Annotated in this window: 4 protein-coding genes; 1 reads left to right on the top strand and 3 read right to left on the bottom strand. The window is 65.8% G+C overall.

Annotated elements, in window-relative coordinates:
* Window positions 1-127: 127 nt before the first annotated feature.
* On the top strand, window positions 128-1,342 hold the full coding sequence (locus WAZ62_RS21480) for a Bcr/CflA family multidrug efflux MFS transporter (RefSeq protein ID WP_422645575.1): 1,215 nt from the start codon (window positions 128-130) through the stop codon (window positions 1,340-1,342).
* On the opposite strand, the gene WAZ62_RS21485 is transcribed toward WAZ62_RS21480, so the two are convergent.
* From WAZ62_RS21485 to WAZ62_RS21495, 3 genes are read right to left on the bottom strand one after another with little or no spacing between them, the layout of a single operon-like run.
* Complete coding sequence (locus WAZ62_RS21485; protein ID WP_422645576.1) at window positions 1,330-2,139, bottom strand: metal-dependent hydrolase; 810 nt, start codon at window positions 2,137-2,139, stop codon at window positions 1,330-1,332. The two genes, WAZ62_RS21480 and WAZ62_RS21485, sit on opposite strands and share 13 nt — an antisense overlap.
* Window positions 2,140-2,160: 21 nt before the next feature.
* Window positions 2,161-2,979 carry a metal-dependent hydrolase gene (locus WAZ62_RS21490; protein WP_422645577.1) on the bottom strand — a complete coding sequence of 273 codons (819 nt, stop codon included), beginning with the start codon at window positions 2,977-2,979 and terminating at the stop codon, window positions 2,161-2,163.
* Between the two features lie 39 nt (window positions 2,980-3,018).
* Window positions 3,019-3,894 carry an SDR family NAD(P)-dependent oxidoreductase gene (locus WAZ62_RS21495; protein ID WP_422645578.1) on the bottom strand — a complete coding sequence of 292 codons (876 nt, stop codon included), beginning with the start codon at window positions 3,892-3,894 and terminating at the stop codon, window positions 3,019-3,021.
* Window positions 3,895-4,218: the final 324 nt, after the last annotated feature.

The following is a 4,218-nucleotide window of genomic DNA, read 5'->3' on the forward strand; positions in this document are numbered from 1 at the left end:
GAACAGGCCCTCGCCCACGCCGCCGCGCTGGGCGGCAACCGCATCCGCTGGACGGGCTAGGCCGCCGCATGGCCCCATGCCCGAGGTTGCGCGGGTTGGCCGCGATGAGAATCGTTAAAGTCGCGCCATGACCGCAAACCCGACCCCGACCAAGCCCGGCCGCCTCGGCCTCATCGTGATCCTTGGATCGCTGACCGCCTTCGCGCCGCTGTCCATCGACATGTATCTGCCCGCCTTCCCGGCGCTGGAGACGCATTTCGGCGCCAGCGCCGGCGCGGTGCAGGGCACGCTGGCGGCCTTCTTCATCGGCCTTGCCATCGGCCAGTCGGTGCATGGCCCGCTGTCCGACCGGCTGGGCCGGCGCCTGCCCATGGTGGGCGGTATTCTGGTCTATGTCGCCGCCTCGATCGCCGCGATCTTCGCGCCCGATATCGAGACCCTGAGCGTGCTGCGCTTCGTCCAGGCCCTGGGCGGCTGCGCCGGTATCGTGATCGCCCGCGCCATGGTGCGCGACCTGTTCGACGAGCGGGATTCGGCGCGGGTCTTTTCCCTGCTGATGCTGGTCATGGGCCTCGCGCCCATTCTCGCCCCGATGCTGGGCGGGCAGCTGCTGGCGATCGCCGACTGGCGCTGGATCTTCGCCGCGCTGGCCACCTTCGGTGCCGCCTGCCTTGGCGCCGTCTTCTTCGCCCTGCCCGAAACCCTGCCGGCCGAACAGCGCCAGCGCGGTGGCCTCGCCCGTATCCTTCACGCCTATGGCCGGCTGCTGGCGGACCCCGTGTTCATGGGCTTTTCCCTGTCGAGCGGTTTCCTGATGGCGGGCATGTTCGCCTATATCACCGGCTCGCCCTTCGTCTTCATCACGCTTTATGGCGTCAGCCCGCAGGCTTACGGGCTGCTGTTCGGCCTCAATGCCCTCGGCCTCATCGCCACCAGCCAGATCAACATGCGGCTGCTGCGGCATTATTCCGGGCGGCAAATCCTGGCGGTGGTGATGGTCGCGCAGGCGCTGGCCGCGGTCGCCCTGGCCGGCGTCACCCTGGTCCAGCCGGCGCAGCTCGTGTTCGTGCTGGTGCCGCTCTTCGCCTGTATCGCCAGCCTTGGCTTCGTTTCGGCCAACGCGGCGGCGGCGGCCATGTCGCGGGCCGGCGCCAACGCCGGCATCGCCTCGGCCCTGATCGGGGTGCTTCAGTTCGGGCTGGGGGCCCTGGGCGGCGCCTTCGTCGGCCTGTTCGACAATGGCACGGCGGCGCCCATGGGCTTTACCATCGCCGGCCTCAGCCTGGCGGGCCTCCTCGCCCACCGGCTGCTGACCGGGCGCGGGACCAATCAGACCTCGTAAGCGGCCTTGTAGGTCTCGATGACCTTGCGGTTGTCGTGCTGCCAGGGGTGGAAGCCCGGGCGGTAGTAGGACAGATAGATGCCCAGTGTCCGGCGCAGGATGCCCGGCTTCACCAACCCGAACCAGGCGGCGGCCGCGATGCTGCGCCAGCCCCTGGCCTCGCCCCGCGCCTTCAGCAACTCGGCCGCGTTGTGATGCACCTGGCCGAGGAAGACCCGGGTGGCGAGGCGCATGGCCCGCGTCCGCATCCGGTAGCCGGCAAGCCCCTTGGGCTTCACGATGTTCCAGACGTCATAGGCGACGGACTTGTGCTCCGCTTCCTCGATCGCATGCCAGTGCCAGAGGCGCGAGAATTCGGGATCCGCGCCCTTCATGAAATCGGGATGGGACAGGAGATCGTCGGCGAGGATCGCGGTGAAATGCTCGAAGGCGCAGGTCACCGCCAGCTTGAACAGCGGGCTGTCGTCCCAGCGGGCGATTTCGTCGCGCAGGCGCTGCTCGAGGGCATCGACATCGCCGCCGAACGCCTTGATCGCATTGTTGTAGCGCCGGTGTTCCCGCGAATGGATGCCTTCCTGCTGCTGAAAGGCGGTGATTTCCGCCAAAAGCTTGGGGTCGGTCACCTGGTCGCGGAAATGGACCACGGCATTGATGAAATAGGTCTCGCCCACGGGGAAGAGGATGGACGACCCGTCCATGATCGCGGTCGCCACCGGATTGCCGGCGAACCAGTTGCGCTTGTCGTCGCCGGCCAGCGCGAACTTCAGGTTCCGCGGCGTGATGTCCAGCTTGCCCATCCTCGTTCTCCCTTGTGTCGATCAGGCTTCGTAGGCCGACTTGTATTTCTCGATCAGGTGGCGCGTGTCCTTCTGCCAGGGGTGGTAGCCCGGCTTGAAGTAGGACAGGTAATCGGGCAGCGTGCGCAGCAACACGCCCGGGCTGATCAGCGAGAAGTAGAGAATGCCGAACACCGTGTGGCGCATGCCGCCGTAACCACGGGCGCGCATCAGGGCCTTGGCGTTGTAGCGGCTCTGGCCGACGAAGACCGAGGTCGCCTTCAGCATCGCCCGCACGCGCATCAGGTAACCCTTGAGGCCCTTGGGCTTCACCTGGTTCCAGACGTCGAAGGCGACGGACTTGTGTTCCGCTTCCTCGATCGCGTGCCAGCACCAGATGCGGGCGAATTCCGGCTCGGCCTTTTCCAGGAATTCCGGATGCTCGAGCACATGTTCCGCCAGCATCGCGGTGAAATGCTCGAAGGCGCAGGTCAGGGCCAGGCGATATTCGGGCGAGGCCTTCTTCTCGTCGAGAATGTCGATCTCGCGCTGCAGGCGGGCTTCAAGCGCGGCGATATTGCCGCCGAAGGCTTCGACCGCCTTGTTGTAGCGGCGGTGTTCGCGCGAATGGATGCCTTCCTGCTGCTGGAAGCCGGTGATTTCGGCCAGCAGCTTGGGATCGCTGATCCGGTCGCGGAAATGGATGACCGACTGGATGAAGAAGGTCTCGCCGATCGGGAACAGGACGGAGGCGCCGTCCATCATCGCCGTGGCGACCGGGTTGCCGCCGAACCAGTTGCGCTTGTCCTCGCCGGCGAGGGCGAACTTGATATTGCGCGGCTTGATTTCGACCATGCTCATGATGTGTCTCCTTGTCGTTGCCGGTCGGCGCCTTGCGCCTCAGGACCGGACGGTTGCAGGGGTTTTGCTGTTCTTGTCCTTGGCGCCGGCGGCAAGGCCCCCAAAGGCCTTCCGCACCAGCGCCGTGTAAGCAACCGGCAACAGCCGCGAGAGCCCGGAAATGACGCGGGCATCGGGGCCGATGAGAATCCGGGGTGAGTGCCGCTCGATCCCGCGGATGATGGTGGCGGCGGCCTGCTCCGGCGTCGTGCGAGCGATTTCCTCGAACCGCCTGGCGATCGCTTCCGCCGATTCGGCGCCGGCCGGCAACTCCACCACCCGGGCCGAGGCGGCGATATTCGTCTTGATGCCGCCGGGATGGACGCAGCCGATGTGAACGCCCGTGCCGTGAACTTCCTGGCGCAGGGTTTCGGTGAAGCCGCGAACGGCGAATTTCGCCGCGCAGTAAGCCCCCTGGCCAGGCACGCCGATCAGGCCGAAGACGCTGGAAATATTGACGATCGAGCCTGACTTCTTCGCCAGCATCCGGGGCAGGAAAGCCTTGGTGCCATAGACGACACCCCAGAAATTGATGCCCATCAACCATTCGATCTGTTCGATCGGCAGGCTGTCGATCGAGCCGACAAGCGCGACGCCGGCATTGTTGACGACGAAATCGGCGCCGCCCAGTTCAGCGGCCACCTTGTCGGCGAAGGCGAAGAAGGCCTCGCGGTCCGAGACGTCCATGGCCTGCGCCAGGACCGTCACGCCCTGACGGCGCAGCTCGCCGGCCAGGGTTTCCAGGCGATCGGCATTGATGTCGGAAATCGCCAGGGTGCAGCCGCGCCGGGCGAAGTCGCGCGCCAGGGCCTGTCCGATCCCCGAAGCGGCCCCCGTGACCACGGCAATTCTGCCCTTGAACAAGTCCTGACCCATGTCCGTCTCCCTTATGGTTTGTTTTTCTCACTCGACCAAACTTATGTCAATCGACAAATAAAACCATTTCAAGACTGATTGCGACATCCCGCCGCACCATGGGCGGGATCGTGAGCCTTCGTCACATCGGGGTGAAGGGACAATCCGCCCCGATCAGGGGCGGCCTGAAGGGTTGCATCCGGGTATCGCATTGCCGCATTGTGCCCGGAGGTTCAGCAGTATTCGGGGATTTCCTTGGCGCGTCCGGTGTTCGACGATCTTCAGGCGAGGCTGCGTTCGCTCGCCCGGGGAGACCTGCCGGCGGCGGTGGCCCTGCCCGGCAGC

Source organism: Zavarzinia sp. (assembly GCF_049306435.1).
GTDB lineage: Bacteria > Pseudomonadota > Alphaproteobacteria > Zavarziniales > Zavarziniaceae > Zavarzinia.